This is a genomic window from Corynebacterium diphtheriae (assembly GCF_001457455.1).
Lineage (GTDB): Bacteria > Actinomycetota > Actinomycetes > Mycobacteriales > Mycobacteriaceae > Corynebacterium > Corynebacterium diphtheriae.
This window is the reverse complement of sequence record NZ_LN831026.1, coordinates 2,326,210-2,349,998: the sequence shown is the minus strand read 5'-3', so window position 1 is coordinate 2,349,998 and position 23,789 is coordinate 2,326,210. Positions and strand designations below refer to the sequence as shown.

Below are 23,789 nucleotides of genomic sequence, written 5' to 3'. Positions count from 1 at the left end.
ACCGAATACTCCGCCTCATGTCTCGAGGATCAATGCTTAGTTGCATCATGGTTGTTGTGGTGTGGCTATTCGCTTGGGCAATCGGGATGGTATCCATGGCAATTCTCGGCGCATTGCTAGGAATCGTGGTGATCTATGCGCTTGACCTCTCCCGATATCAAGCTTTCAATATTCCGACGTCGATATGGCTTCACGACGTTCGCCGCCTCACGGTCGCAGCGTCGACCTTTATGTTCGTCATGGCAGCACTCACCGCCGTGCGCACAAATACGCCATGGCCACTGCTCGCTGTATTCATCATTGTTGGAATTTGCGTCACGGTGTACCGAGACTCCTTCCGCATGAAAAACGAAGACCCCACAGAAACTGTGCTGGCTCAAAGCGGAGATACTTTCCGAAGTCCCTACCTTGACTTCATTATCTTGCCCATGGCCAAGATATGGCTAGGATTCTGGGCGGCAGTGCTTGTTAGCAGCACGATAAGCGCGCTGATCGGGTATTTTTCGCACCCTCGAGAGGTGAATTATGGCAGTGGCGTCGGCCTAGTGGTCGTCACGATGGTGATAGTTACGAAAGAGATCTATAAATCCTTAGACAACTGGGTCGCTGCCGGCTATCGGCGAATCAACTGGCTATCCGTCCAAAGCGCTCTCATTATCGCGCAAATCCCCGTGGGGCTATGCGCGGGCTTTTATCTCAAATTCATCGGAGCCGTCCCCTCATTGGTCTTTCTTGCCCTTGTGTCACTGACGATGGGTTGGGTCTTCCTAAGCGCCTGCATATCTAAGAGATGGAAACAGTTCTTTAGTGTTGTACACCTATTCGCCGTGGCCGCACTGTGGGTAGCCTTCTTTGCGGCAGGGCCTTACCGCCCCTATTTCGTTGCGGCTATGGTTGTATCAACCGCCGTTTCGATCTGGGTAGCGTATCGAAATGTGATCAATCGGGAGATCGAAAGTGAAAAATCTGACAATGCGTTGGGGGTATCTACCTAAAAACCCGTTGTGACCTGTGGGTTTGTGTCAACAGGTCGTGGTGTGTACATTTAATCAAGTCGCCGCGACCGACACCGCCCCTCACATAAGTGAGAGCAGGTAGTGGGAAAACACGCTGGTCGACAAAAATACACGTAATTCTTCACCGAGCATCATTGTTTCATGGTGGTGTGTGGTGGTGTGATTGTGTTGTTTGAGAACTCAATAGTGTGCCAATGTACTTGTGGTTCCCATCCTTATTGTGGGTGGGGATCGGTATAGGAATAAAGATACATGCAATGATGATGAACGTGATGTTGTCATACGGCCGGCAAGTGTGCCATGGCTTGTAAATAACATGATGGTTGTTGTGAATTGTTGTGTTGGTGGTCATTGTTATTTTTCCCCGTCAAGGGATGATGGCCACGTTTTTGATAGAGCAAATCATTAATTTTTTATTTTGCCAGTTGCAAACAATTGTGTGTTGTTTGTGGTGGTTTTTAGCCAGTTGGTTGGACTCGTTCCAGCTTGAAGGGTTGGTCTTTTGACTGATTTTTTATGGAGAGTTTGATCCTGGCTCAGGACGAACGCTGGCGGCGTGCTTAACACATGCAAGTCGAACGGAAAGGCCTAGCTTGCTAGGTACTCGAGTGGCGAACGGGTGAGTAACACGTGGGTGATCTGCCTCGTACTTCGGGATAAGCCTGGGAAACTGGGTCTAATACTGGATAGGACCATGCTTTAGTGTGTGTGGTGGAAAGTTTTTCGGTACGAGATGAGCCCGCGGCCTATCAGCTTGTTGGTGGGGTAATGGCCTACCAAGGCGTCGACGGGTAGCCGGCCTGAGAGGGTGGACGGCCACATTGGGACTGAGATACGGCCCAGACTCCTACGGGAGGCAGCAGTGGGGAATATTGCACAATGGGCGCAAGCCTGATGCAGCGACGCCGCGTGGGGGATGACGGCCTTCGGGTTGTAAACCTCTTTCGCTAGGGACGAAGCTTTTGTGACGGTACCTAGATAAGAAGCACCGGCTAACTACGTGCCAGCAGCCGCGGTAATACGTAGGGTGCGAGCGTTGTCCGGAATTACTGGGCGTAAAGAGCTCGTAGGTGGTTTGTCGCGTCGTCTGTGAAATTCCGGGGCTTAACTTCGGGCGTGCAGGCGATACGGGCATAACTTGAGTGCTGTAGGGGAGACTGGAATTCCTGGTGTAGCGGTGGAATGCGCAGATATCAGGAGGAACACCGATGGCGAAGGCAGGTCTCTGGGCAGTAACTGACGCTGAGGAGCGAAAGCATGGGGAGCGAACAGGATTAGATACCCTGGTAGTCCATGCCGTAAACGGTGGGCGCTAGGTGTGAGGGTCTTCCACGACTTTCGTGCCGTAGCTAACGCATTAAGCGCCCCGCCTGGGGAGTACGGCCGCAAGGCTAAAACTCAAAGGAATTGACGGGGGCCCGCACAAGCGGCGGAGCATGTGGATTAATTCGATGCAACGCGAAGAACCTTACCTGGGCTTGACATATGCAGGATCGGCGTAGTGATACGTTTTCCCTTGTGGTCTGTATACAGGTGGTGCATGGTTGTCGTCAGCTCGTGTCGTGAGATGTTGGGTTAAGTCCCGCAACGAGCGCAACCCTTGTCTTATGTTGCCAGCACGTGATGGTGGGGACTCATGAGAGACTGCCGGGGTTAACTCGGAGGAAGGTGGGGATGACGTCAAATCATCATGCCCCTTATGTCCAGGGCTTCACACATGCTACAATGGTCGGTACAACGCGCTGCGAGCCTGTGAGGGTGAGCGAATCGCTGAAAGCCGGCCTCAGTTCGGATTGGGGTCTGCAACTCGACCCCATGAAGTCGGAGTCGCTAGTAATCGCAGATCAGCAACGCTGCGGTGAATACGTTCCCGGGCCTTGTACACACCGCCCGTCACGTCATGAAAGTTGGTAACACCCGAAGCCAGTGGCCTAACCCTTGTGGGGGGGAGCTGTCGAAGGTGGGATCGGCGATTGGGACGAAGTCGTAACAAGGTAGCCGTACCGGAAGGTGCGGCTGGATCACCTCCTTTCTAAGGAGTTTTTATTGTTGGGTGACAGTTGTTGCCTGTTTTGTTTTTTGTATCCGGGTGGATGCGTGTGACCCATGATGGTTTTTTCTCACGCTGTGTGGTGTGGGGCTGTTGTGGTTGTTGTGTTTGTTGTTGTTGCGTGTGTTTGTTCTTATTTTTTTTGTGTGTTGGTGCGCTGTTGGGTGTCTGGGACAACATGGTTGTTCTGGTTGATCACTCATGTGGTTTTTGTGTTGGTGTGGCTGGTTGTGTGCTGGTTGTGCTTCATGGGATCTTCGTGGTTGGTGTGTTGTGTGAGAACTGTATAGTGGACGCGAGTAATCTTTATTCTTTAATTGTTCTTGGTGTTTTGTTTGTTACATGTGTGTTGTTTGTTAAGGGCACACGGTGGATGCCTTGGCATTATGAGCCGATGAAGGACGTGTAAGGCCGCGATAGGCCTCGGGGAGTTGCCAATAGAGCGTTGATCCGAGGGTGTCCGAATGGGGAAACCTGGCCATGGTTATGTGTGGTTACCCATCAGTGAATTCATAGCTGGTGTGGGGGTGACGCGGGGAAGTGAAACATCTCAGTACCCGTAGGAGAAGAAAATAATTAATGATTCTGCTAGTAGTGGCGAACGAACGTGGATGAGGCTAAACCGTATGCGTGTGATACCTGGCAGGGGTTGCGTGTGTGGTGTTGTGGGGCGTTGTTGGAGGAGGCTGCCGGCTCCTCGCTTGTGATGTGTGTGTTAGCGGAAGTGGTTTGGAATGGCCTGCCGTAGTGGGTGAGAGTCCCGTACGTGAAAACATGTGCATGCGAGTGGATGATGTTCCCGAGTAGCAGCGGGCTCGTGGAATCTGCTGTGAATCTGCCGGGACCACCCGGTAAGCCTAAATACTTATGATGACCGATAGCGGATAGTACCGTGAGGGAATGGTGAAAAGTACCCCGGGAGGGGAGTGAAATAGTACCTGAAACCGTGTGCTTACAATCCGTCAGAGCCTCTTTTTGTTAGGTGATGGCGTGCCTTTTGAAGAATGAGCCTGCGAGTCAGCGGCATGTCGCGAGGTTAACCCGTGTGGGGTAGTCGTAGCGAAAGCGAATCCTAATGAGGGTGTTGTTAGTGGCATGTCCTGGACCCGAAGCGGGGTGATCTACCCATGGCCAGTGTGAAGCAGCTGTAAGAGGTTGTGGAGGCGCGAACCCACTTAGGTTGAAAACTGAGGGGATGAGCTGTGGGTAGGGGTGAAAGGCCAATCAAACTCCGTGATAGCTGGTTCTCCCCGAAATGCATTTAGGTGCAGCGTTGTGTGTTTCTTGCTGGAGGTAGAGCTACTGGTTGGTTGAGCGGGACTACAATCTTAGCAATGTCAGCCAAACTCCGAATGCCGGTAATGTTAAGCATGGCAGTGAGACTGCGGGGGATAAGCTCCGTTGGTCGAGAGGGAAACAGCCCAGATCGCCGGTTAAGGCCCCTAAGGGTGTACTAAGTGGAAAAGGATGTGGGATCGCGAAGACAGCCAGGAGGTTGGCTTAGAAGCAGCCATCCTTGAAAGAGTGCGTAATAGCTCACTGGTCGAGTGGTTCTGCGCCGACAATGTAGTGGGGCTCAAGTACACCGCCGAAGCCGCGGCAGTCAACAATTTTTTTGTTGGTTGGGTAGGGGAGCGTCGTGCACTGCTGTGAAGCACCTGGGTGACTTGATGGTGTGGAGTGTGTGCGAGTGAGAATGCAGGCATGAGTAACGAATGAAAAGTGGAAAACTTTTCCGCCGGATGACTAAGGGTTCCTGGGTTAAGCTAATCTTCCCAGGGTGAGTCGGGACCTAAGGCGAGGCCGACAGGCGTAGTCGATGGATAACCAGTTGATATTCTGGTACCCGTGTATGTGCGCCCAGTGGTGAATCAGTGGTACTAACCATCCATGGATCTGCTGGTCATGCTTTGTGTGTGGTTGGTGGTGATGTGCGTGGGATCTTCGTTGGTAGTAGCCAAGTGATGGGGTGACGCAGTGAGGTAGCTGAGCCATGTAGTGGATTGTGGTGTAAGCGTGTGGCCCGTGGCATAGGTAAATCCGTGTCGCATATTTGGGTGAGGCGTGATGCGTAGACCTTTGTGGTTGATGTTGGTGATCCTGTACTGTCGAGAAAAGCCTCTAGCGAGTGCATATATGGCCCGTACCCATAACCGACACAGGTGGTCAGGTAGAGAATACTAAGGCGATCGGGTGAACTGTGGTTAAGGAACTCGGCAAATTGCCCCCGTAACTTCGGGAGAAGGGGGACCATTGCTGGTGACCGACGTGGTTGAGCTGGTGGTGGTCGCAGAGAATAGAGGGAAGCGACTGTTTATTAAAAACACAGGTCCGTGCGAAAACGTGGAAGTTGATGTATACGGACTGACGCCTGCCCGGTGCTGGAAGGTTAAGAGGACCTGTTAGGGCATTGTTGTCCGAAGCGGAGAATTTAAGCCCCAGTAAACGGCGGTGGTAACTATAACCATCCTAAGGTAGCGAAATTCCTTGTCGGGTAAGTTCCGACCTGCACGAATGGCGTAACGACTTCCCTGCTGTCTCAACCACAGGCCCGGTGAAATTGCAGTACGAGTAAAGATGCTCGTTACGCGCGGCAGGACGAAAAGACCCCGGGACCTTCACTATAGCTTGGTATTGGTGTTTGGTTCGGTTTGTGTAGGATAGGTGGGAGACTGTGAAGTGGTCACGCTAGTGGTTGTGGAGTCGAAAGTTGAAATACCACTCTGATCGGATTGAGCACCTTAACCTTGGCCCATGATCTGGGTTGGGGACAGTGCCTGGTGGGTAGTTTAACTGGGGCGGTTGCCTCCTAAAGTGTAACGGAGGCGCCCAAAGGTTCCCTCAGCCTGGTTGGCAATCAGGTGGTGAGTGTAAGTGCACAAGGGAGCTTGACTGTGAGACTGACAGGTCGAGCAGGGACGAAAGTCGGGACTAGTGATCCGGCACCTACTTGTGGAAGTGGTGTCGCTCAACGGATAAAAGGTACCCCGGGGATAACAGGCTGATCTTCCCCAAGAGTCCATATCGACGGGATGGTTTGGCACCTCGATGTCGGCTCGTCGCATCCTGGGGCTGGAGTAGGTCCCAAGGGTTGGGCTGTTCGCCCATTAAAGCGGCACGCGAGCTGGGTTTAGAACGTCGTGAGACAGTTCGGTCTCTATCCGCCGCGCGCGTTGAAACTTGAAGAAGGCTGTCCCTAGTACGAGAGGACCGGGACGGACGTACCTCTAGTGTGCCAGTTGTCACGCCAGTGGCAGGGCTGGTTGGCTACGTACGGGAGGGATAACCGCTGAAAGCATCTAAGCGGGAAGCCTGTTTTGAGATGAGGTTTCTTTTGAGGTTCCCTCTAGACTAGGGGGTTGATAGGCCAGATCTGGAAGCGTAGTAATGCGTTAAGGTGACTGGTACTAATTTTACCGAGTAATAACAGTGTGTAACGAGCAAAAAATAAACATCTATGAACATCTCACCGCTTTTTGTTGTGGGTGATGGTTTAAATGGATAATGAGTGTTGCTTGCGTCTGCTGTGCAGTGTCTGGCATGGCACGCCTGTCACCGTGGGTGGTTGGTTGTGTGTGTTGGTGGTTATTGTGTCGGGGGTACGCCCGGTCCCTTTCCGAACCCGGAAGCTAAGCCCGATTGCGCTGATGGTACTGCACCTGGGAGGGTGTGGGAGAGTAGGTCGCTGCCAACCTAAAACTTAAATAATGATATGGGGTTGTGGTTAGTTGAAACAACGTGTTTCAACCGACCACAACCCCACTTTTTTTTATATGCGCATGTGTGTGTTTGTGTGGGGTGTTCCTGGTGGGGTGCGCCCCTCTTTTTTTGCCTAGGGTTGGGGCTTAGGGGCTGGTGATCCTAGGGCCAGGGGTGCAGTTGATCTTCAGGGGTGCGCGATGCACGTGGTACAGGGCGGGGTGTGGGTGGTGTTCTCGAGTTCGTGACTACGTAGACCCATGGTGGGGTGCCTGGGTGTGGGCCTTGTGGTGTAGGGGTTTTCGTCATCATGATTTCGTGCTGAAGGATTCCACACACGAGAACACATCAACAACCCACCCCTGCTACCGGATCACTGCACCGGTGAACAAGCGGGGCCGGCCGGTGAGAGGATCAATAAACTCCAACTCAGTACTGGTCAGGTGCATGGGTCGAAAATAGTCTTCTGCGTCTTCGGCAAGTATTGTGGGGTAGATGGTGTCGCCAAGGATAGGCACACCGGCTGCGAGCATGTGGAGGCGGAGTTGGTGGGTCTTTCCGGTATGTGGCTTGAGGGTATAGCGGGCAAGGTCTATGTCGGTTCCGTGGAGGGCATGGAGGTGTTGTTGCGTGGGGGCGTCGATACGCTCGATGACGGCGACGAGGGTTTCGGCGTTGGGGGGTGCGTCGATAATGTGGCCCTGGATTTCGCCAGCGGTTTTGGTCATATGTGAGCGCCAAATGGTGCCGGGTGTAATGCTCGGGTTGTACTGTGCGGTGGCGACGTAGGTTTTGCGGACGTTTCGTTCGCTGAAAAGTGTTTGGTAGGCGCCACGTACCCGTTTGTGCTTTGTGAACAACAATAGGCCGCTGGTGAGGCGGTCTAGGCGGTGGGCGGGGCTGAGCTCGTCGATGCCGGTGCTGCGGCGTAGTTGAACTGTTGCGGAGTTGGTGATGTGTTTGCCGCGGGGCATCGTCGCTAGGAAGGGGGGTTTGTCGGCGACGAGGATGGTGTCGTCTTCGTAGACCACCGTACAGCTGTAGGGGATCGTCGGTTCGGGGGCGGGGATGCGATAAAACCAGACGTCGTCGTTGGTGTGGAGTACGGAATCTGGGCTTGCAATACGAAACCACGGTCCGATGATGACCTGGTCGGCTTCAAAACGCCGCATGAGAGCCTCAGGGGTGTCCTCGGGGTGGCGGTGGCGTTGCGAGGCAATGAGCTCCCAAACGAAGTCGTAGGCGGAGACGCCATCGCGCTGCTCCGGCACGCGCACGCGGGAGGGGTTGAGTCCATCTTTTATTCCGAGCGGTGCATGTCCGCGGGGAATCTGTACTACCCTATCTGTCATGAATATTGATGCTATCGTGAACCCCCTGATGGACTTCTTTAGCCACGGCATTGGCCAGGTCATTGCGCGTGTCCTTCAGTTCCTTTACACCTTCATGTACCCCTCTAACGCTCCGGCGGCTACGCGGCAGCAATAACATGTGATTTTTCCCCCACACCACCCCTGAACTGGTTGTAACCAGTAGTGTGTGCTGGTCTTGCGCGCTATCATAGAAGTGTTTGGTGCCACAGTGAGGATTCTGTGTGTGCCTGCTACCTCAATGGTGGAAATTCCGCCTTGTGCTTGATAGAAAGGCTTTACAATGACTGCCGAAAACATCGTTGTCGTTGCTGTCGATGGTTCCGAGGCCTCTCAGAACGCCGTTCGCTGGGCAGCAAATACAGCCAACAAGCGTGGCGTTCCGCTTCGCCTCGCCGCAAGCTACACCATGCCACAGTTCCTCTACGCTGAGGGTATGGTGCCACCACAGGAGCTTTTCGACGAGCTCCAGTCCGAGACGATGGACATGATCGAGGCAGCTCGCGTAGTTGCCCATGAGGTCGCCCCAGACATCAAGATCGGATACGTCATCGCTGAGGGAAGCCCTATTGACATGCTTCTCGATATGTCGAGTGACGTCACCATGATCGTCATGGGCTCCCGTGGCCTTGGCGGCCTCTCCGGTATGGTCATGGGTTCCGTCTCTGCGGCAGTTGTCAGCCACGCCGACTGCCCAGTGGTAGTCGTGCGAAGCGATAACCACGTCACCGAAACCAACAAGTATGGCCCAGTGGTCGTCGGTGTCGACGGCTCCGACGTGTCCCAGCGCGCAACCGAGTTCGCCTTCGAAGAAGCACAAGCACGTGGCGCAAAGTTGGTTGCCATCCACACCTGGATGGACATGCAAGTCCAAGCATCCTTGGCTGGTCTGGCAGCCGCTCAGCAAGAGTGGGAGATCATCGAGAAAGAGCAAACCACCCTGCTTAAGGATCGCCTGCAGCCACTGCTGGAGCGTTTCCCAGACGTAGAGGTCGAAATGGTGATCACCCGTGATCGCCCAGTACGCGCCCTCGAAGATTGCGCACACAACGCACAGCTGCTGGTAGTTGGCTCCCATGGCCGCGGCGGTTTCCGCGGCATGCTGTTAGGCTCCACCTCTCGCGCACTGTTGCAGTCTGCACCATGCCCAATGGTGGTTGTGCGCCCCAACGAAAAAGAAAACTAAAGGCCTAATCTCCTAAGGTTTAAAGAGCCGCCAATGTGTCCGAAAAGGGTATGTTGGCGGCTCTTTTTGGGTAATGCGACAATTCGTAGCCTAATTGTTACGTAATCCTTATCGCCCCAGTTCAGAGATATTTATTCGTGATAACGAATTGATTGAGATGGCCATAAAGTGCGGGGTTTTCTTGCATGTTACCTGCAAGAAAAACCGTCCCCGCCTACTGTGGAAATCAAGAACCACCGCGCTCGGATTCGAGGGCGGCAACAAAATCTCAAGGAGGACAACATGCTCGGACTAGGAATTATCGGCTGGATCATTATCGGTGGCCTCGCAGGCTGGATTGCATCCAAGATCAAGGGCACTGACGCCCAGCAGGGCATTGGCCTGAACATTATCGTCGGCATTGTTGGCGGTTTCTTGGGCGGTTGGCTATTGAGCCTCTTCGGAGTTGACGTCGCTGGCGGCGGCCTCTTCTTTAGCTTCTTTACCTGCTTGCTAGGCGCAGTCATTCTGATCAGCTTGGTGCAGTTGGTTACGCGAAAGAAGTAACGCAGTAGCGCTTTTAGGTGAATGCTCACGAGGATTGTCTCCTCGTGAGCATTTTTTGTACCTTAAGGCCAATTTTTGGAAGTGCTTCTTGGGGAAATGCGATCTTAGGGTGCAAAAATTGCTCACACGCCCGCAGCAGGGCCCGCAGCACACCCCCAGCCGCACCCGCAGTGCAAAATGCTGATTCAGCCACAAAAGGTGAATAGACTGATCTGTGCAGATATAGTGAAAGGCACTTGAATTTTTTGTAGAACTTCTGGAAAGGAAGTGGATCGCTTTGGCCGAGGCGAAAAGCACGAAGACGACGAGTCGTCGACGTAACCGTCCGAGCCCTCGTCAGCGCCTATTGGATGGCGCAACGCAGCTTTTTACCACCGAGGGAATTCGGGTGATCGGCATTGATCGCATTTTGCGTGAGGCTGATGTAGCCAAGGCGAGTTTGTACTCCCTGTTCGGATCCAAGGATGCGCTGGTTATTGCCTATTTGCAGAACTTGGATGAAAAGTGGCGTGAGCAGTATTACGAGCGCACTGCGGAGATGGGTTCGCCAAGCGAGAAAATTCTCGCGTTTTTTGACCAGTGTATTGATGAGGAGCCGCTGAAGGATTATCGCGGTTCGCACTTCCAGAATGCTGCTAACGAGTACCCGCGCCCAGAGACGGATAGTGAGCGCGAGATCGTGTCGGTTGTGATGGAACATCGCCGGTGGTGTTTGGAGACGTTAACTCAGTTGTTGACGGAGAAGAACGGGTATCCCGGCACTGTTCAGGCTAATCAGTTGATGGTTTTTCTGGATGGTGGTCTTGCGGGTTGTCGTCTGAATCGCTCGGTGGAGTCGTTGAAGACTGCTCGGGATCTTGCGGTTCAGTTGCTGTCTGCTCCTCCTGCTGATTATTCGATTTAGGATCAAGGCCCTTTTTAGCGGCCTTTTTCTCTTTGTATTTTGCTACGCGGCGGGCGATTTTTTCGATGCGTTCGGCATTCTTTTCGTTGTTGATTTCGTTTTGAGCTTCGCGACGTTTCTCGCGGATAGCCTTCTTGCGGGCTTTTTCGGCTTCTTTTTCTTCGCGGACTTCGTTTTTAATGTCGCGGGCCTGTTGGCGTAGCGCAGCGATTTTCCATGGTTGGATGAGGCTGCGGTTGCGGAGGCGTCGTAACGCTTTTTTGCGGGACTTTTTTTTCACTACGCGTTCTGCGCGCTGGGCGCGGCGCTCGGCTTGGAATGCTTTGTGGTCGCTATCGTAAGGGTATTTCCACCATAGGGCGAGGAACATGCCGTTGTTTTGAATGAGGGTCCACAAGTTGTTGGCAACCCAGTACAAGCAGATAGCGGCAGGGATTGGGCCAAATATGCCAGTCTGGAGCAAACCGATAGGGGCGACAAGAACCATGGCGATGAGGAAGCGGTACATGCCCACCGCAAATTCGGAGTCGTGGTCGATGGAGTAGCGGGTTCGCAGCGTGGAGACGATCATGTTGATCGTGGTGAACACGCAGGCGGCGATGATAAGCGGCAGAACAAACGCGTGGATGGTGGGCTGGTCGGTACCAAGGCGTGCGAGCTGCTCTGGGGACATGGAGTTATAGGCGGGCAGTGGCACGCCGAAGAATCGAGTCTCTAGGAATGAGCGCACGTTGTCGGAGGTGAGCAAGCCGATGGGTTCGTGAACGGTGGCGTCGAGGCCCTCTTTGGGGCGTGCCATGCGCAACAGCACCTGGTAGAGGCCCAAGAACACTGGCACTTGGATCAATGCGGGAACACAGCCCGCGGCCATGCTGTAGCCGTATTCCTCTTGGATTTCTTTTTGGCGACGCTCCTGCTCAAGGATGGACTCCTTGTCGGTGCGCTCGGCGTATTCCTCTTTGAGGCGCTTGATCTTGGGGCGCATCATGATAGCGAAGCGTCCGGACTTGAACTGCATCCACGAGAAGGGAGCAATGATGGATCGGACTGTGACCACCAGTGCGAACAGCGACGCTACCCAGGCCTGCGACTGGGAAACGCCAAATAGATCCGCAAATATGTAGTGCCACAGCCGCATCACACCGGATACGGGATAGATAAACATCTCAAGCACGGGAAACTCCGATCGGGACGTATCACGAACAAACAGACTTAAATGGTACGCGCAATCGGGTTGTAGAGGGGAAACGGCGGGCTGCGCTACGATTGTGGGCACACCAACCTAAAACAACGATAAGGAATGTATGAGTAGTCCCGTGGTTTCTCCCGAGCAACACCCCACGGCGCGGTGTCGTCCGCGGGTGACGGTCACGCAAGTGATCGGAGAGCTGCTGCTCACAGCAGGTGTGCTGTTTTTCCTCTTCGCTTTCTATGAGGCGTATTGGACCAACATTGAGGCTGGCAAGGCCCAGGCTGCGGTGAGCGACAAGATGGATGACCAGTGGAAAGAGCGGGTGAATCCGCGTAAGAAGCTCACCCCTGAGTTAGGTGAAGCGTTTGCGCGTATGTACATTCCGCAGTTTGGTTCGGATTTCCAGTTCGCGATCGTGGAAGGCACAACGGATGCGGATCTAGAGGCTGGTCCCGGGCACTACAATGACACGCAGCTGCCGGGTGAGCGCGGCAACTTTGCGGTTGCTGGTCACCGTGTGGGCAAGGGCGCGCCTTTTAATGATCTGGGCAACTTGAATGTGTGTGATGCGATTGTGGTGGAAACGCGCACGTCGTGGAGCGTATATCGGGTTATGCCGGTGGATTCTTCTGGCCAGCAGCGTTACGACGAAGCCATGGGGTGCTTTACTCCTGAGCAAGCTGAGCGGATAACGCATGGCGATTATGAGCATGTTAATGGCCGGTTTATCACTACCCCAGGTGATGTGTCGACGATTAGCGCGCTGCCGGAGACGGATGTGATCGAGGCGGACCCTGGGATGGAAGGCATTATGACGATGACGACCTGCCACCCGCAGTTTTCCAATGCGGAACGCATGATTGTGCACGCCATGCTCACCGAGCACTTTCCTAAAAACGGGGACAATAAACCAGCAGCGTTAGAGGAAGGTTAAACAACAATGTATGGATTTTTGTGGCATCTCATCCCTGGGCCGCGGCTGGTCAAGGTTCTCATTGCTGTTGCCCTTTTAGTGGCAGTGTTCTTCCTGCTTATGGAAGTAATATTTCCGTGGGTTTCGACGATGATGCCGTATAACGACGTGGCTGTGTAAAACAAAAAAGAACTCGCCTGTGGCAGGAATTGCCGCAGGCGAGTTTTGTTATTGGTGAGCTGCTAGGCGAGTGCCTTGCCTACCGCTTCTGCTGCTTGGAGCTTGCGGATGCGGCGTTCTTCACCCACGGCGACGATCATGAGCAATATGATGCCGATGGTCAGTGCGAAGTAAAAGACGGTAAAGACAGCACCCCATCCGTGGAGGAGGTGTCCGAAGACGGTGAGGCCTTTTTGCTCGGGGTCTGCGATGGCGGCGAGGCCGACTTTGGCCATGGAGTCGCCAAAGAGGTAGCCGAAGGTACCGGTCATGCCGTTAGCCACGCTGATTGCGCGCTTAGGCACGAAGCCGACGAGCGAGACACCGATGAGTAGCTGGGGGCCGAAGATCAGTGCGCCCAAGATGAACAGCGAGAGGTTCACCATGGTGACGCTGCTGGCGTTGCGGTAGAGCATGACGGCGAAGTAGATCATGAACAGGCAGCCGATTGCCACGATGGCGCGGCGGCCTTTGAGCAGGTCGGAGACGTAGCCCCATAGCAGGCTGGCCACCAGTGCGCCGATCTCGAAGTAGAAGATGGTGTTTACGGCGTCGCCCTTGTCAAAGTGGAGTTCCTCGGTGACGTAGAGCGGTGCCCAGTTGTCGATACCAATGCGGACGATGTAGACGAAGACGTTGGCGATACAGAGTGTCCACAGCCAAGGGTTTTTCAGCACGTAGTTAAGGAAGATTTCGCGCTGGGGCATGGTTTCTGCCTGGGAGTTTTCTGCTTCCACAGCTTCGCCGAAGATTTCCTCGCTGCGGTTCCAGCCCAGTTCCTCGGGGTCGTCTTTGCCGACGAAGAGGCCGATGATACCGATGGTGAGGCCGATCAGTGCTGGGAAGATGAACATGCCGACGACGTTGCCGCCGAAGAATACGTTAGCGCCCCAGAGAGCAAGGCCACCGGCGAGTGCGCCACCGACGTTGTGAGAGGCGTTCCATAGGCCTAGGTATTTGCCGCGTTTGGTTCGGGGCGCCCAGCGAGAAATCGTCGAATAGGAGGCGGGGCCACCGGCGGATTGGAATAGACCGTTAAGGCCCCACAAGACGATGAAGATGCCGATGACTGAGCCGAAGTAGCTCAGGAGCAGGCCCATGAGGAGAACCATGGTGGAGGCGCAGATCAGCAGAGTGGAGATGATGCGCTTGGAGTTGTGGCCGTCTACGAAGTAGCCGACCAAGGTTTTGCCGATGCCGTAGGTGATGGAGAAGGCGAGGCCGATGTAGCCCAGTTGGAGGGTGGTGAGGCCGAAGTCTTCTTTGAGCATCGGCTGTGCGGCTTTGAAGTTGTTCCTGATGAAGTACATCGACATGTACACGAAGAACACGACGAAGAACGCCTTGAGGAACTGTCCCAGCCACATCTTGCGTTGTTGCTCGAGTGGTATTCCTTTGTTGGGGATTTTCTTGAGATCGAACACACTGAACATATCTGAATCGTTACAGAAAATATGCTGCTTCACAAGATTGAATATTATTGTCAATATGTAAAACCGCAGGTCGCGTTGTTCAAAGATGTGGAATCTCACATAAACAAGAGTCCGTTTTGTCCGATTGGGGGGTTAGAGGCCCAATCGGGCAATGGCCTCCTTAGCCATCAGCTCCGCTTTCAACGACTGCTGCTGGTTACTCCACACCACCACAGCAACAGGGCCCTTTTGTACGGCATACACCGCACCCTCCTCATGGCCGGCACGGCCACCCGACCAGCCCTCCGGCTCCTCGGCAGGCTCGGTGGTATCAATAGGGGCCGCCCAATCAACCACCCGAATAGCCTCTTCCTCAGAAGTCATGTGACGCACCATCACCGTGGCCTGCGGAGCCTCGGGATAAGACCAGAACACGCACGCGGGGGTATCAAAACGCGTATCCACGCCTTGACCCGTCATGCGCTGGCCATTGGTGTCGGCAACCCACTGGGAATCAAGATACGGGCACTCCTCGAACCCATCGCGGCCCTGGGGTGGCATGGGGAGGGCGTCGAAAGGCAAAGCGGAATCGTGCACCACCGCGGGATCGGCGGGGGCAGGGGTGGCGGAAGCTTCGTTGGAGCTAGGGGCGTTCTGGGAAGAACAAGCAGATAGCAGCACTGACACGCCCAACGCCGCAGCAGGCAGTAATGTACGTTTCATGCAGTCAAGCCTAGATCCTGAGAAGCCCTCAGGCACATCACACCTCACCGACACGGGGCAGCTCGACGTTTCCCACCACTCTGGACGCCCTGGGGCCGCGCTGTACTACCGCTCCATGAACGTGCTCACCAGCGTGTTGCTGCTAGTATCGCTCGCGGGCGTGGTCAGCTTGGATCGTCGTAGCGCTATCGTCGCGGTCATCCTGAGCGCGCTTTTTGCCCTCTTCTACGCCGCGGCCGCTGTCAGTCACCGCCGCGCCATGTGGACCAAAGCCATGCTGTTGGTAATTCTCACCGTGCTGTGGGTCTTTATGCTGCCCATCATTCCAGTGAGTATCTACATGGTCTTCCCACTGTTTTTCCTCTATCTGAGGGTGCTGCCAGATATTCGCGGCATTATTTTGGTGGTCGGAGCGACGGCGATCGCGATTACCAGCCAATTAGCGCAGCTCACCATTGGTGCGGTGATGGGGCCGGTGGTGTCGGCGCTGGTAGTTATCGCTATTCATTTCGCGTTCGAGGCGATCTGGAAGGGTGCGCGTGAGCGCGAGGAGCTTATCGACGAACTCCTAGCCACGCGGAATCAGTTGGCAGAAACGGAACGCGCCGCGGGTATCGCCGCAGAGCGCCAGCGCATCGCCCACGAGATTCACGACACGCTCGCCCAGGGGCTTTCCAGTATCCAAATGTTGCTGCGCGTTGCCGAGCAAGACATTAAAAAGTCAGGAATGCCGGAAGCTGAGCAACAAGCACCCTTGCATCGCATGGAGCTTGCACGCTCGACCGCCGCGGAAAACTTAAGCGAAGCTCGTGCCATGATCGCAGCCTTGCAACCAGCAGCGTTGAGCAAAACCTCGCTCGAAGGGGCATTGAACCGGATCGCAGAGCACGTGGTGGGCCCCGAGATTAGCATTGAGGTCGACGGCGAGGAACGCCAACTGCCCATGCGCGTTGAAGCAGCCTTGGTGCGTATCGCTCAAGGTGCGCTGGGCAATGTCGCAAAGCATTCGGGTGCCACGCATTGCCACCTCACCCTAAGTTACGGGGAAGAAGAAGTGCGTCTCGACGTAGTGGACAACGGCCATGGCTTCGACCCCGAGCAAGTAGCGCAACGCCCCGCGGGGTTGGGGCACGTGGGCATTAGCGCCATGCAACAACGCGCTGCGGAACTAGGCGGGGAGCTGATTGTGGAGTCGGAACCTGGTCAAGGAACCGCGGTGTCGGTGGCGTTGCCAGTAGACATCGAGGAAATTCATTCAAAAGATCAGGATCAGTGTTAGCAATTAGTTGTACAGCTGGGCTAGGTTAGTGAGAAGGTACCTGCACGCGCAAGCGCATAAAAGAAAGGGCGTGGAGAACGCATGATCCGAGTTTTGCTCGCTGACGATCACGAAATTGTCCGATTAGGTCTTCGAGCCGTGCTCGAAAGCGCCGAGGACATTGAAGTAATCGGTGAAGTAGCCACCGCTGAAGCAGCCATCGCAGCAGCACAAGCAGGCGGTATCGACGTGATCCTCATGGATCTGCGCTTCGGCCCAGGCGTGCAGGGGACAAAGCTCACCAGCGGTGCCGACGCAACAGCCGCCATCCGACGCCGGATGGACAACCCACCAGAGGTACTCGTGGTGACCAACTATGACACCGACGCGGACATCCTCGGTGCCATTGAAGCCGGAGCCCTTGGCTACATGCTCAAAGACGCACCCCCAGAGGAACTGCTGGCAGCAGTGCGTTCGGCGGCAGAAGGCGACACCGCACTATCACCTACCGTGGCTAACCGCTTGATGTCGCGAGTACGTGCCCCACGAAATTCGCTCACCCCACGCGAACTGGAAGTGCTCAAGTTGGTTGCTGGTGGCTCTTCCAACCGCGATATTGGGCGCAGGCTGCTGTTGTCTGAGGCAACGGTAAAAAGCCACCTCGTGCATATCTATGACAAGCTGGGCGTGCGCTCCCGCACCTCGGCTGTGGCTATCGCACGAGAACAAGGTGTGCTGTAACGAAGCATAAAAAATCACCGCAGCAGAGCCGGTTGTGCTCCGCGGCGGTGATATTTTTTAGCGCTTGGTGGACTTAAGGTACGCCTCGATCACATTCGACGGGATCTTTCCACGATCAGCCACTTGATAGTCATGTTTTTGGGCCCACGCACGAACCGTCTTGGGATCGTAATGTGTCGACTCGTCGACCTTAGCTCGGTGCGCTTTTTCTATGAAGGGCGCTAAAGCGTCCTCAAATTTTTGGGCATTATCGGCGGAAAGATCCAACACATAATTAATGCCGTTGACGCCAAATCGCACAACATGAACCTGATCTTCGGTCAGTGGGGTGTTGTCAATATCGTCAAAGTACTGAGTGATTTCACGACGTGCCATGGGGAAGAGTCCTTTTCAAAAGAAATAATTGGTTTCTATAACATGATAGAACGATTTGGTATTCCCCAAAATAAAAAAGACAGAATTTTATTTAGTTGGGTGTGAAAAGTTATTAGCCACACTATTCGCCGATTTTATCTTGGATTTGGCGTGCTAATTGGTCTAGATCATTAGCAATGCTGCGGTGGCTGCGCTGTCGCAGTTCGGGGGTCATGTATTCGGCGTTATCCACTGCGAAAGTGAGGTCGTCGAGACGCTGCTCCACATCAGCTACAAATCCCTTAGGCAGCGACGATACCTTCACCGAACCGCGGATTCCCTCAATGCGAGCCTTGAGCTCAGCGCCATGGCCGGCAAAGCGCGCAAGATCGGAAGGATCGATACCAAGACGCAACGCGCGCTTGGTATTTGCCTGCTCTTTAGCCAAGGTAATTCCGCGATAAATGAGCGGCAACACAATAGGGGCTAAGGTGCGTGCAGCGCCGGCGTAACGCAAGACATTATCTTTATTAAATTTGCCAGCCTTGAGTTGTTCCAAAGTGGTTTTGGCGAGCTTTTCTTCGTGCTTACGCTTCGCCTTGAGGCCCTTGCGTTCCTCTTTCAAGAGAGCTTTTTCTTGTTGTGCAAGAAGTTTATTTCTTTTTATTTCCAACTTCGTGGCGTCTTTAACTTCTTGGCGGGCCTTGACCTTAGCTGCCTTGATTTCTGCTTTAGTTTTCGCGCGAGCCTTACGGAAGGATTCGAATAGTCCCATTATTTCATCCTTATCGAATACGTGAGCCATTTTTATTGAGGGGCACAAACCATAAACCAGTGCCCAGTTCAATTCCACACTACCCGCGTTCGTGCAATAAGCTGGAGAACTTGTGGAAACTGATACGCACTTGCAACCTTCCGACCTAGTCGGTTGCCGCTACCGCCAAGTGCAGCGGAGGCGCTTCCCAAACGTATCGGCAACTGAAAACTCCCAGCTCAGGCGCGAACGCCTCCTCGACGCCCGCCGAGCCGTCTTCGATCTGTTGCCCACCAAGCCACAAATCGGGGACCCCCAGCACTTCCTGCGCCTCGACCTTCGCCCCGATTACCCAGCCCGTGTAAACCACGAGGATGTGTGGCAGACGTATCTGCAGACGCTGGAAGCTATCGCCGATCAAGCCAACATTATTACCGGCGCAGTTCTCATCGGTGAAAGCGAGGGGATTGCGTGGCACACAGAACTCGACGCCCTTATCCGACGCCCTGACGGCTGCTACCTGCCCCTGCTCGTGTCTAACCATCGCGTCGCGCGCCCAGCTCGAAATGCCGCCGACCAAGCCAAAACAGTTCGGATGATTGCCACGGCCCGCCTAGGGCTGGGGCAGGCATATAAGGTGGCCACCAAACTCAAGCATCATTCCATTGACTCGTTCACGCTGGGCCTTGCTGCCCAGGCGCTCGATAGCCTCGGGGTGGGGTGCCGGCGGGCTCTTATTATTGGGCAAAGCCGTGAGCAGGTGTTTGTGCTCAATACTGATTATTTTCAGCAGGGGCTCACTAATGCGTTGCGCGCTAGGATTCCAGATGTGCCGCGCCGGGTAAAGGAGTGTGCTAGCTGCCGGTTTATTGACTTGTGCGGTGAGCAGTTGCGGGAGCGCGATGACCTGAGCCTGTTTTTAAGCGGTGATCGCGCTAATCCGTTCCGTGAGCGGGGGATCGACACGGTCCAAGGGCTTATCGACGCCCGCCTCGGGCGCCCTTCCGAGCTTGCGGCGGCATGGCGCGCCCACATCCCTGTTCTTGCTGTGACTGAACACGTAGACCACGAGCGCTTTGACGTAGAGATCGACATCGACGTTGAGGCCTACCTCGACCATGGTGCCTATCTGTGGGGTGCCTACGACGGCGATACATACCATCCGTTTGTGACCTGGGAGCCTCTTGGTGGGCAGGCGGAAGGAGAAAACTTCGCGCGATTCTGGGCGTGGTTGATGGGGCGTCGATACGCGGCCGAGCAGGCCGGACAGACCTTCGGGGCGTTTTGCTACTCCGCGCACGGCGAAAACCACTGGCTGCGCTTCAGTGCGCGCCGGTTCCACGGCAAAGTTGAAGGAGTGCCCAGCGAGGCCGAGGTGCTCGCCTTTATCCAATCGGGGCAATGGCACGACGTGTTCGTGGCCGTCAAGAATAATCTTGTGGGCCCTGAAGGGCTAGGGCTGAAGATCGTGGCCCCCGCGGCGGGGTTTAGTTGGGAGGCGAACGACGTGGACGGCGAGGCGAGCGTGAACCTCTACCGCGAAGCAGTTGGGCTGGATACCCATGTTGATGCGGAGACGAGTGCGAATGTGCGCGCGACGCTGCTGAGCTACAACGGTGACGATTGCCGTGCGACCGCCGCTGTGCGCTCGTGGTTGAATGCGGGAGCACCTGGCGTGCCATTGTTGAACACAATGCTGCATTGATACTGTTACACGCGTGATGAATAACTGCGACGAGCACAGCTTGCTGCGCTTCCTCCGCTGGCGTGGCACCATGGTGGTGGCTTGGCTGGTCCTTGCGACGATCCTTGTTCTAGGTGTGATGGATCATGACGCTCTTTTTATGCGTAAACCCATCTATGGCTTCGACTCGCTATTTATTTATCACTACGACTTCGGCGTGTACTTCGAGGGGGCGAAGGCCTTTGCCGAGCACAAAAACCTCTATACGCAGGGCTACCAAGTCCACAACATCAGTCTGCCGTTTACTTATCCGCCATTTGCGGCGCTGGCGTTCGTGCCGTTTACGATCCTACCGGTGCGCGTGGCCGCCCTTCTTTTCGACCTCGGCTCCGTGGTTGCCTTGTGGTGGTGCAGCGTCCTAGTTACGCGGGCTATCGCAGGTCAGCGTCCTGCATGGACGCGTATCGACGCCTACCGCCTTGGGCTCGTGGTTACCGCAGCCGCCGCAGTGCTGGAGCCCATGCGCGAAAATATCTGGTTCGCCCAGATCAACGTCTACCTCATCTTGCTGGTGCTGATCGATACCCTCGCTAGGAAAACGCTGCTGCCCCGTGGTGTTTTAGTAGGTATCGCCGCGGCCATCAAACTTACCCCGGCAGTTTTTGGCCTGTACTTCCTGATCAAACGCGACTTTAAAGCCGCCGCCTGGTCTGTTGCCTCCGGCGTGGGGATGAGCGCACTTGCCTGGGGGATCTCCCCAGAAAACTCTCGCAGCTACTGGCTCGATGTGCTGCACGACTCCAGCCGCATCGGCGAGTTGAGCTGGCCGTCCAACCAGTCCTTTAAAGGCGTGCTGGCGAGGCTATTCGGTGCAGATACCAGCGCGGTGCCGTGGGCCCTCCTATGCGTGGTCACCATCGTGCTGATCGCCTGGATCATGCACAAACTGCTTGCGCAGGGAACGTCGCAGGCAGCGGTGGCTGCTGTGTGCGTGAACGCACTCGTAGCCCTGCTGTGCTCGCCGGTATCATGGAGCCATCACTGGCTCTGGATCGTCTTTGCAGTTCAAACTGCTCTTTTGGTGCTGGTGAACCAAAAAGATGCGCCACGACGCATGCTCGCAGCAGGCGCACTATCCGGTGTTGTGGCAATGATCTGCCAAGGGCACTGGCTGCTGCCCCGAAACGACCGCGCCGCTGAGCGCTGGCCGCTATGGCAACACATTATTGGTGATAGCTACGTGATCCTAGCCGTTGCCAGCCTCATAGCAATTGCCCTGTGGTTGGCAAAGCCGTGGACGGCTGCGCAGGATGGTAGATACGCAGCCATCACCACCGGCGTGCTGGCGATCTACGCACTTACGTGCGCTGCCATCGCTATCGCCTAGCTCTGTACGTTTTTGCGCACGAGCTTTTCAAAGGTGTCGATGTAGCGCTGTACAAAGGCTGCGGTGTCAGGGACTAGCTTGTCGCCGTCGAAAAGCGTAGGGGACTGACCGAGGAAAACCTCAGGCTGGCCGGTAATAGGCATCTCAAAGTAGGACAGGGCAAGGCGCAGGTTCTTGTGCGCGCTGTAGCCGCCCATACGGCCAACGGAGTGGCTCATGATGCCGGCAGGCAGGCCGGTCCACGAAGGGGTGGGCTTGGAGCCGACGTCGACGGCGTTTTTCAGGCAAGCCGGGATCGTGCGGTTGTTTTCCGAGGTGACAAACAAGATGGCGTCGCAACTTTGGATGGTGTTGCGGAAGTCGATGTACTCCTGCGGCGGGTTGACCTCGAGGTCGGCGTTGTACAGCGGGAGGTTGCCGATTTCAATGATCTGGCCCTCGAAGTCCTCGGGGAACATGTTGATGGCGTTGAGAGCAATTTTACGAGCGTAGGACTCCTTGCGGAGGCTTCCTACTAAGACACCAATTTTCATGAGCTTCCTTTCGTTGCTTATGGGAAGCCTTTAGTCTATCCTAGAGTTCAAGCCATTGAACAATAGTGTTTAATTGCATTCTTCCGTTCTGGATGGCCGAAAGATAAGGAGTGTTATTGAGAGTTTCTTTCCTTAGTTGAGATGTGCGAAAGGCCCCCTGATTATAGGGGGGCCTTTGAAAAAGAGCTCTGTTCACTCAGAGTCACAGTAGCGAAAAGCTACTGAGTGCTACGTAAGCTTACGTGGGTTTACTTGGTAGCAGCCTCGAAACGAGCAGCAACGTCATCCCAGTTGAAGACGTTCCACACAGCCTTGACGTAGTCAGCCTTCACGTTCTTGTACTGAAGGTAGAAAGCGTGCTCCCACATATCGAGCATAAGAAGTGGGGTCAGGTTAGCGGAGATGTTGCCCTGCTGGTCAGTGAGCTGCTCGATAACCAGACGGCCACCGATGTGATCGTAGCCGAGAACAGCCCAGCCGGAACCCTGCAGACCAAGAGCCGCAGCAGAGAAGTGATCCTTGAACTTCTCAAAAGAACCGAACTCCTTGGCAATTGCCTCAGCCAAAGCGCCGGTTGGCTCGCCGCCACCGTTAGGGGAGAGGTTCTTCCAGAAGATGGAGTGGTTGGTGTGGCCACCCAAGTTGAAAGCCAAATCCTTGGACAAAGCGGTGACAACAGCACCGATCTCACCGTTCTCGCGAGCCTTTTGCAGCTTCTCAAGAGCAGTATTTGCACCGTTCACGTAGTTAGCGTGGTGCTTGGAGTGGTGCAGCTCCATAATCTCAGCAGCGATGTGTGGCTCGAGAGCGTCGTATGCGTAATCGAGTTCAGGAAGGGTATACGTCATTCTTCGTTCCTTTCGTTGGATGTGCCTACCATGATAGGTGAATCCTCACATTTGGCAACAATTATTTGGCGAAATGTGTCTTTCGTGGTCAGAAAAACGAAGAACTGCACGAAATTGTGGAACATAATTCCCAAAGTGCACGTTGATGTCGATATGGGATGGTTATTTGGCGCACCGCGCTTAGTAGAAGAAAAAGACGCACTCAAAGGCGGACCACACCCGGTCCTGCCCAACCCACAGCCACACGCTGTACTAGGAACTCTTCGAGGTCAACCAGGCACCGAAACCATATATATAGGTATCGGCTGCTACTGGGGAGCAGAAAAACTGTTCTGGGAAACCCCAGGCGTGGTGTACACCTCCGTAGGCTTCGCCGGTGGAATCACACCGAACCCCACCTACCGCGAAACCTGCACCGGACGCACCAACCATACCGAAATCGTCGAAGTCGTCTACGACCCAACACAGGTCACCTTCGACGAACTCGTGGTCAAAGCTATGGAAGCACACGACCCCACCCAAGGCTACCGACAAGGCAACGACACCGGAACGCAGTACCGCTCCGCGATCTACACCGCTGGCCCCAACGCCGAACAGCAGGCACAACGTGCCCGCGAGATCGTAGAACACTACGCCCCCAAACTTGCCGCAGCCGGCCTCGGACGCATCACCACCGAAATCCTGCCACTCGCCAGCACCCCAGCCGGCGAATACTACATGGCCGAGGACGAGCACCAGCAGTACCTGCACAAAAACCCACTAGGATACTGCCCGCACCACTCCACCGGAGTGGCCTGCGGAATCCCAGAGGCGTAGTTCTAGGGCTGCAATGAGAAAGCTTATGTCGCTAAGGAGGGCTAGGTATTTCGCTGGACAAACTCCGTCGTGAAGCTGAGAAATCAGCAGAATATAACGTGAGGTAGCGGTACTACCAACAATTAACAGGCTGAAACCGATGAAATATCGGAATCAGCCCGTTAAAACTTAGATATCTAGAATT

19 protein-coding genes, 3 rRNA genes and 1 pseudogene are annotated in these 23,789 nt (G+C 54.9%); 15 read left to right on the top strand and 8 right to left on the bottom strand.

Translation table 11 applies throughout. The features are described from left to right. Positions 1–32: 32 nt before the first annotated feature. From AT687_RS11085 to rrf, 4 genes are all read left to right on the top strand, one after another. Complete coding sequence (locus tag AT687_RS11085; protein ID WP_014319538.1) at positions 33–995, top strand: hypothetical protein; 963 nt, start codon at positions 33–35, stop codon at positions 993–995. Between the two features lie 534 nt (positions 996–1,529). After that, a 16S ribosomal RNA gene (locus tag AT687_RS11080) occupies positions 1,530–3,048 on the top strand. Positions 3,049–3,412: 364 nt separating this feature from the next. After that, a 23S ribosomal RNA gene (locus AT687_RS11075) occupies positions 3,413–6,498 on the top strand. 145 nt (positions 6,499–6,643) lie between these two features. Next, a 5S ribosomal RNA gene (gene rrf / locus AT687_RS11070) occupies positions 6,644–6,760 on the top strand. The 16S, 23S and 5S rRNA genes sit together here, the layout of an rRNA operon. Before the next feature lie 370 nt (positions 6,761–7,130). Here the strand turns inward: rrf and AT687_RS11065 are convergent. Beyond that, positions 7,131–8,180 (bottom strand): pseudouridine synthase, encoded by a 1,050-nt coding sequence (locus tag AT687_RS11065; RefSeq protein WP_014319537.1) that lies wholly within the window; start codon positions 8,178–8,180, stop codon positions 7,131–7,133. On the opposite strand from AT687_RS11065, the gene AT687_RS12740 reads away from it, so the two are divergent. From AT687_RS12740 to AT687_RS13240, 4 genes are all read left to right on the top strand, one after another. Next, complete coding sequence (locus AT687_RS12740; RefSeq protein ID WP_004567437.1) at positions 8,116–8,253, top strand: hypothetical protein; 138 nt, start codon at positions 8,116–8,118, stop codon at positions 8,251–8,253. The genes AT687_RS11065 and AT687_RS12740 overlap by 65 nt on opposite strands. 165 nt (positions 8,254–8,418) lie before the next feature. Beyond that, positions 8,419–9,321: a universal stress protein gene (locus AT687_RS11060; RefSeq protein WP_004567435.1), complete on the top strand. Its 903-nt coding sequence runs from the start codon at positions 8,419–8,421 to the stop codon at positions 9,319–9,321. 282 nt (positions 9,322–9,603) lie between these two features. Next, positions 9,604–9,867: a GlsB/YeaQ/YmgE family stress response membrane protein gene (locus tag AT687_RS11055; protein WP_004567434.1), complete on the top strand. Its 264-nt coding sequence runs from the start codon at positions 9,604–9,606 to the stop codon at positions 9,865–9,867. Positions 9,868–10,144: 277 nt separating this feature from the next. Further along, positions 10,145–10,771 carry a TetR/AcrR family transcriptional regulator gene (locus AT687_RS13240; protein WP_010935722.1) on the top strand — a complete coding sequence of 209 codons (627 nt, stop codon included), beginning with the start codon at positions 10,145–10,147 and terminating at the stop codon, positions 10,769–10,771. Here the strand turns inward: AT687_RS13240 and yidC are convergent. Further along, positions 10,701–11,909, bottom strand: a pseudogene (yidC, locus tag AT687_RS11045) (membrane protein insertase YidC); the annotation flags it as partial. The gene AT687_RS13240 and the pseudogene yidC overlap by 71 nt on opposite strands. A 166-nt stretch (positions 11,910–12,075) precedes the next feature. Between yidC and AT687_RS11040 the strand changes: the two are divergent. Next, complete coding sequence (locus AT687_RS11040; RefSeq protein WP_014319535.1) at positions 12,076–12,897, top strand: class E sortase; 822 nt, start codon at positions 12,076–12,078, stop codon at positions 12,895–12,897. Positions 12,898–12,903: 6 nt separating this feature from the next. After that, positions 12,904–13,056, top strand: a complete 153-nt coding sequence (locus AT687_RS12735; protein ID WP_014311664.1) for a hypothetical protein — start codon at positions 12,904–12,906, stop codon at positions 13,054–13,056. 62 nt (positions 13,057–13,118) lie between these two features. Here the strand turns inward: AT687_RS12735 and uhpT are convergent, their stop codons facing one another. Together uhpT and AT687_RS11030 are read right to left on the bottom strand one after the other, a co-directional pair. Then, positions 13,119–14,528 carry a hexose-6-phosphate:phosphate antiporter gene (uhpT, locus tag AT687_RS11035; RefSeq protein WP_014311663.1) on the bottom strand — a complete coding sequence of 470 codons (1,410 nt, stop codon included), beginning with the start codon at positions 14,526–14,528 and terminating at the stop codon, positions 13,119–13,121. 132 nt (positions 14,529–14,660) lie between these two features. Next, entirely contained in the window at positions 14,661–15,185 is a 525-nt protein-coding gene (locus AT687_RS11030; protein WP_227889296.1) for a DUF2020 domain-containing protein, read from the bottom strand. Between AT687_RS11030 and hrrS the strand changes: the two genes are divergently transcribed. Together hrrS and hrrA are read left to right on the top strand one after the other, a co-directional pair. After that, a complete protein-coding gene (gene hrrS / locus AT687_RS11025; protein WP_014319533.1) occupies positions 15,067–16,509 on the top strand; it encodes a heme-responsive two-component system sensor histidine kinase HrrS in 1,443 nt (480 codons plus the stop codon). The two genes, AT687_RS11030 and hrrS, sit on opposite strands and share 119 nt — an antisense overlap. Positions 16,510–16,590: 81 nt before the next feature. Continuing rightward, positions 16,591–17,229 (top strand): heme-responsive two-component system response HrrA, encoded by a 639-nt coding sequence (hrrA, locus tag AT687_RS11020; RefSeq protein WP_004567424.1) that lies wholly within the window; start codon positions 16,591–16,593, stop codon positions 17,227–17,229. 57 nt (positions 17,230–17,286) lie between these two features. Here the strand turns inward: hrrA and AT687_RS11015 are convergent, their stop codons facing one another. Both AT687_RS11015 and AT687_RS11010 read right to left on the bottom strand, forming a co-directional pair. After that, positions 17,287–17,604: a histone-like nucleoid-structuring protein Lsr2 gene (locus tag AT687_RS11015; protein WP_014302564.1), complete on the bottom strand. Its 318-nt coding sequence runs from the start codon at positions 17,602–17,604 to the stop codon at positions 17,287–17,289. Positions 17,605–17,725: 121 nt separating this feature from the next. Continuing rightward, on the bottom strand, positions 17,726–18,358 hold the full coding sequence (locus AT687_RS11010; protein WP_004567422.1) for a DUF6474 family protein: 633 nt from the start codon (positions 18,356–18,358) through the stop codon (positions 17,726–17,728). Between the two features lie 112 nt (positions 18,359–18,470). Between AT687_RS11010 and AT687_RS11005 the strand changes: the two genes are divergently transcribed. Next, complete coding sequence (locus tag AT687_RS11005; RefSeq protein WP_014319532.1) at positions 18,471–20,042, top strand: TM0106 family RecB-like putative nuclease; 1,572 nt, start codon at positions 18,471–18,473, stop codon at positions 20,040–20,042. Positions 20,043–20,058: 16 nt separating this feature from the next. Continuing rightward, entirely contained in the window at positions 20,059–21,408 is a 1,350-nt protein-coding gene (locus AT687_RS11000; RefSeq protein WP_014319531.1) for a glycosyltransferase 87 family protein, read from the top strand. Here AT687_RS11000 and AT687_RS10995 read toward each other — a convergent pair. After that, positions 21,405–21,941 (bottom strand): NADPH-dependent FMN reductase, encoded by a 537-nt coding sequence (locus AT687_RS10995; RefSeq protein WP_004567419.1) that lies wholly within the window; start codon positions 21,939–21,941, stop codon positions 21,405–21,407. The genes AT687_RS11000 and AT687_RS10995 overlap by 4 nt on opposite strands. Before the next feature lie 248 nt (positions 21,942–22,189). Then, a complete protein-coding gene (locus tag AT687_RS10990; RefSeq protein ID WP_014302560.1) occupies positions 22,190–22,789 on the bottom strand; it encodes a superoxide dismutase in 600 nt (199 codons plus the stop codon). Positions 22,790–22,942: 153 nt separating this feature from the next. Here AT687_RS10990 and msrA point away from each other — a divergent pair, with 153 nt between their 5' ends. Further along, on the top strand, positions 22,943–23,605 hold the full coding sequence (gene msrA / locus AT687_RS10985; protein ID WP_010935710.1) for a peptide-methionine (S)-S-oxide reductase MsrA: 663 nt from the start codon (positions 22,943–22,945) through the stop codon (positions 23,603–23,605). Positions 23,606–23,789 lie beyond the last annotated feature (184 nt).

Excerpts from the sequence above, each read along its gene's own strand:
- AT687_RS11085 (WP_014319538.1), top strand. The coding sequence starts at position 33 with ATGCTTAGTTGCATCATGGTTGTTGTGGTGTGGCTATTCGCTTGGGCA.
- AT687_RS12740 (WP_004567437.1), top strand. The coding sequence starts at position 8,116 with ATGAATATTGATGCTATCGTGAACCCCCTGATGGACTTCTTTAGCCAC.
- AT687_RS11065 (WP_014319537.1), bottom strand. The coding sequence starts at position 8,180 with ATGACCTGGCCAATGCCGTGGCTAAAGAAGTCCATCAGGGGGTTCACG.
- AT687_RS11060 (WP_004567435.1), top strand. The coding sequence starts at position 8,419 with ATGACTGCCGAAAACATCGTTGTCGTTGCTGTCGATGGTTCCGAGGCC.
- AT687_RS11055 (WP_004567434.1), top strand. The coding sequence starts at position 9,604 with ATGCTCGGACTAGGAATTATCGGCTGGATCATTATCGGTGGCCTCGCA.
- AT687_RS11040 (WP_014319535.1), top strand. The coding sequence starts at position 12,076 with ATGAGTAGTCCCGTGGTTTCTCCCGAGCAACACCCCACGGCGCGGTGT.
- AT687_RS12735 (WP_014311664.1), top strand. The coding sequence starts at position 12,904 with ATGTATGGATTTTTGTGGCATCTCATCCCTGGGCCGCGGCTGGTCAAG.
- uhpT (WP_014311663.1), bottom strand. The coding sequence starts at position 14,528 with ATGTTCAGTGTGTTCGATCTCAAGAAAATCCCCAACAAAGGAATACCA.
- hrrS (WP_014319533.1), top strand. The coding sequence starts at position 15,067 with ATGGGGAGGGCGTCGAAAGGCAAAGCGGAATCGTGCACCACCGCGGGA.
- hrrA (WP_004567424.1), top strand. The coding sequence starts at position 16,591 with ATGATCCGAGTTTTGCTCGCTGACGATCACGAAATTGTCCGATTAGGT.
- AT687_RS11015 (WP_014302564.1), bottom strand. The coding sequence starts at position 17,604 with ATGGCACGTCGTGAAATCACTCAGTACTTTGACGATATTGACAACACC.
- AT687_RS11010 (WP_004567422.1), bottom strand. The coding sequence starts at position 18,358 with ATGGGACTATTCGAATCCTTCCGTAAGGCTCGCGCGAAAACTAAAGCA.
- AT687_RS11000 (WP_014319531.1), top strand. The coding sequence starts at position 20,059 with ATGAATAACTGCGACGAGCACAGCTTGCTGCGCTTCCTCCGCTGGCGT.
- AT687_RS10995 (WP_004567419.1), bottom strand. The coding sequence starts at position 21,941 with ATGAAAATTGGTGTCTTAGTAGGAAGCCTCCGCAAGGAGTCCTACGCT.
- AT687_RS10990 (WP_014302560.1), bottom strand. The coding sequence starts at position 22,789 with ATGACGTATACCCTTCCTGAACTCGATTACGCATACGACGCTCTCGAG.
- msrA (WP_010935710.1), top strand. The coding sequence starts at position 22,943 with ATGGGATGGTTATTTGGCGCACCGCGCTTAGTAGAAGAAAAAGACGCA.